This window comes from Peribacillus sp. P4_D6 (assembly GCF_056401795.1).
On the sequence record NZ_JBFUIQ010000208.1, the window covers coordinates 1 to 4,413 of the forward strand.

Here is a 4,413-nt window from a genome sequence, read left to right on the forward strand (position 1 = left end):
GGATTGCTCCGCTAAAACCCTGTCATATGTCCTGCCGGCTTTTACATCACAATAATCCCAAATTGAAGCCCAAAATTGCTCCAGTTCATCTACCGACCATTTCCATAATTCATGATAGTCATGAAATGTTAAACCTTTCTTTTCTTTTAACCATTTCACATATTGAGTCAATACCGTTTGCTCGATTTGTTCCTTTGTCGGTTCCCAAATGATTTGTCCATCTGTAAGCGATTTCATGCAATCATCTCCCTTAGGTATCAAATGCGTCATTGAATCATTTCATAATATTGGTAGTTTACTTGAATTGTAATCTATGAGTTTCAAAACTGTCAATTTACACTAAACTCAATTAGGCTCGTATTGATGTATGGGCAGGTTAATGGAGAAACATGTCCCTTTCCCTTGTACACTTGACACATGTACCGTACCATCCATGCTTTTGATAACGCTATATGAAACCATCATGCCCAATCCCGTCCCTTTATTTTTTGTCGTGAAGTAAGGCTCACCTAAACGGTATATCTGTTCCTGTGTCATTCCAATTCCCTGATCTTGGATTTTAATTTGGATGGTGGAGGCAGCACGAATTAAATCTATGTATATTTCGCCAGCATGGTCCATCGATTCTATGCCATTCTTTAGGATATTGAACAAGCACTGCTGGAATTTCTTCCTTTCCCCCATGATAGAATAAGCTCCATCTTCGATTAGTGATAACTTCAATTCTGTTCCATTATTGTTAGCCAGGGGTTTTATGCTGTTCACGACATGCTGAATTTCCTCCGATACCCTTAATCGCTCCGTGTTTTCAGGGCTTATGGAAGCAAATGTCAAATAGTCATTAATGACATCCGTGGCCCGATCCAATTCCTTCAGTGCGATATTTGCATATCTGACCTTTGTATGGGAAGAAACGTCTTCGCTTAACATTTGTATATATCCCCTGGTAACTGTAAGGGGATTTCTGACTTCATGAGATATGCTAGCAGCCAGATGACTAACGATTTGCAATTTTTCCGCTTTCACTAATTTTTCGAGAACCTGAAAATTAGTGAGGATGACCTCCCATAGTAAGATTACAACAACAATTCCAATGACTTGGATCGTGAAGTATTGTTTCCATAGACTTATGCCGATAGTAAGTTCAAATACTACTGTTGAAATAAACTGCGTGAGAATATGTACAATGAAGATTAATGATATACCGATGAGAATTTTTTTACTGACAGAGAGTTTCAAATAGTATTTAGATATAAAAAACAAGGAAACACCCACTAGTGGAAAAGTGATGCATGATATATAAAATCCATTATCACCCCCTGATACATAGCGGATAACAAGAGTGATGACTATCAATATGATTCCTAACCGATAGCCTCCATATAAACCGCCTAATAGAAAAGGGATCCATCTAAGGTCCCAAACAAAATCCTCTTCTATAACAACGGGAAATAGCATGCATAGAACAAGTGAAAGAATAGGGAAAATCGATAGGAAGGATCCTTTTAATGCATCTAAACGGTATACGTACTTCACTAGATAGCTCATTTGCAATAAAAAGATCGGAAAAAGGATAAGTAAAAAGTTAATCAGTAAATCTTTGGTCATAAGATTCATTTTTACACCGAACTTTCGATATTTTTCGAAGATTTAGACAGGCATATCAATCATATCAAGATAGATAATGATAAGCTAGTTAAATTATTATGAGGAAAATAAAAGCTACCTCTTCCGACATCCAGGAAAGAATTTGAGGTAATGTTATATAAAAAATACCCGTTCTTAAAGAACGGGTATTTTTTTCATATTGGTAAAACTGTTGAATTTTCTAAGAGAACAATTTTCAATTAGGATTAATGGGGAGATGTAAACTCTATTGATTAAATTATCGACTGATGGGTAAAAATGATCAGTCCACTGAATATCGCAATTTTTTTCTTTCAGAAAAGCGTCATATACAGAAACCCTTTTTAGATATAGAAGTGAGATGTTACAGTTCATTCACTCTTCTAGTTCTTGAATGTTTTCCCATCATGATAATAAAGTTCAGAGCCTAGATGAACATTGTCATTTTCTTCCAATTTATGAATAAGCTCTTTACTTTTTGTTTTATCCATTTCTTTATACCAGGTTCCTTGTGGATATAGAATAGCGATCGGACCATGCTTGCATTGGCCGTTGCATAATGTTTTTGTTGTGTGAATCTCCTTTTGTAGTTCTAAGTTTTTCAATTCCCCCCTAATCGTCTCTGTTACTTCTTCTGCTCCATTTTTCGTGCATGTTTTCCCGTTGCAAATTAATAGATGTTTGCTAACCCCATCTAAGTTCATATAAATTCCCCATTTCCTTTTTATTTGACCTCTATAGCAAATCGATAGCTATTGACTTTATCATAAAACTTAAATTCTCCTCATATTTTTATCAACCTCAAACTCTATCGGACTAACCTGATGACAAGGTTTCCTGGTTTACTATCAACAAACGCATTATAAGAGTATCCAGGCAGGTCGAATTTCAGAGAATAAACGCCATTTACTTTTTCCACAGGATGTATGGAAACATTGGTAAACCATACCCGGGTAAAGTATATGTTACTCTAAAAGAAATCGTGCTACAATTCGCACGTTCTTTTTTTAATGTTATGGTACATGTCTGGATTAAATTCCACTTCAACGGTTCTTTTCTCTACACTACCTTCAATCGATTTATTGCACTTGCCATAAAACACAAAAAAGCCAAGCGCCGATTCAGGGATTTTCTAATCCTATTTTCTCCCGAATTCCAGAAAAAATAAAGGTTCTATAAGTGACAGAGAATTGGAATATGGTTTAGCGGCACAAAATAAGAAAAATGAAGAAAAACTCTGTTGAGACTCATCTCCACAGAGTTTACTTCAAATCATCAGTTAACTTTCAACTAGGGTGGCAGGGCACCTTCCCTTTGATTACGTGTGAATAGTACTTTTCGTGCCTCTTTTTATTTTGCACGAATCCATGTAAATGTTTTGTTCTAGTTTTCCCCACACTCTAGAAGTCTTACATGTGTATGGAAAAATGACTACACCTAATCATGCTCTTAAAACGAAAACACAAATTAATGTTAGAAAAAGAACGGAAAAAAACACTGAAACGATCATTTCAGTGCCATCAAAAAATATTTGAATAAGAATTAATAAAGAGCTGATTTTGCGAGCGTGGTGATTGTTGCATCATCCATCGGAGGATTATGGAGTCCTGCGCGTACATCCCTATAGTAGCGTTGCAGGGGATTGTTTCTTTGTAAACTTTTGGCTCCGACGACTCTCATCGCTTTATCGACGATGGAGATTGATTTGTTGACGACCGATAACTTAACTGCCCCCAATTGCTTCGATAATTCATCATGATCTTCAGGCTGCCGCACCCATTTTTCTGCGACAGAGTAGAGGAAATGGTGTGCTTCACCCAATTCCAGTTCCATCTCCCCGATTGTACGTTGAACATTCGGAAGGTCCCTGATTGGTCCTGGCAAGCTATTCGGAGAATAGGTTTTCGCAAATTCGACTGCGTAATTTCTGGCAGCCACTGCGATTCCCAAGTAGCAAGCCGGTATATGTAATAGCCACGCTTCAGGTTTTCTTTTTTCACCAGGATTGCTTTTCATGACATAATACTTTTCAGGCAGGCTGACATCATTTAACACCAGATCATGACTTCCTGTCCCCTGCATGGAAATCATATCCCAAGTTTCTTCTATACTTACACCCTTTACATCACGATGAACTAAAAATGTGCCAAGTCGCTCATCCTCGGGAACCCATGCCGTTACGAGAAAAATATCAAGGACAGGAGAGAGTGTAGTAAAAGTCTTTCTGCCATTCAAATTCCATTGATTACCCTTTTTGATCGCGATGGTTTCCGGTCGGCCTCCGCGCGTCGGACTCCCCGTTCCAGCCTCAGATGCTGCCGTATTGATTAGTGCACCTTTCGACACTTCATCATACAATTCTTTCATGACTCCTTTTTCCCAAGGTCTCTTCTCCGATAAGGAAAGTACAGTCCCGACATGCCAGCCTATTCCTAAGGCTGTTGGGCCGCAATATTGAGCTATTTTTTCTTGGCATAGGAGAAAATCATATAAGGAACCGCCATATCCGCCATGCTCTTTAGCTAAAGTTAATTGGGGGTATCCGAATTCCTTTAACTCCTGAATATTTTCATAAGGAAATCCCTTTGAATCATCAAGTTCCCCAGATCGGTCGGTAAAGGACTGAATCGCCGCCTCTAATTTTTGTATATATTCTTTTTGCTTCTGTGATTGAAAAAACGACATGAAGATCATCCCTCCTCTAGTAAACAAAAATCTTGAACCATCCAGCAGCAGAAACAGAACGGCTAACTCCACTTTATCATATTACCTTAGTGTAGTTTATGG

The 4,413-nt window shown here is 38.0% G+C and carries 3 protein-coding genes and 1 pseudogene; all 4 read right to left on the reverse strand.

Annotation, left to right across the window (positions count from 1 at the left end; genetic code table 11):
* Positions 1-237: pseudogene (locus AC1DVB_RS25435) on the reverse strand (acetoacetate--CoA ligase); the annotation flags it as partial.
* Between the two features lie 108 nt (positions 238-345).
* Positions 346-1,536 carry an ATP-binding protein gene (locus tag AC1DVB_RS25440; RefSeq protein ID WP_477591544.1) on the reverse strand — a complete coding sequence of 397 codons (1,191 nt, stop codon included), beginning with the start codon at positions 1,534-1,536 and terminating at the stop codon, positions 346-348.
* A gap of 473 nt (positions 1,537-2,009) precedes the next feature.
* Positions 2,010-2,330, reverse strand: coding sequence for a (2Fe-2S) ferredoxin domain-containing protein (locus AC1DVB_RS25445; RefSeq protein ID WP_477591546.1), 321 nt, complete (start codon positions 2,328-2,330; stop codon positions 2,010-2,012).
* 838 nt (positions 2,331-3,168) lie between these two features.
* Positions 3,169-4,311 carry an acyl-CoA dehydrogenase family protein gene (locus AC1DVB_RS25450; RefSeq protein WP_057277664.1) on the reverse strand — a complete coding sequence of 381 codons (1,143 nt, stop codon included), beginning with the start codon at positions 4,309-4,311 and terminating at the stop codon, positions 3,169-3,171.
* Positions 4,312-4,413: the final 102 nt, after the last annotated feature.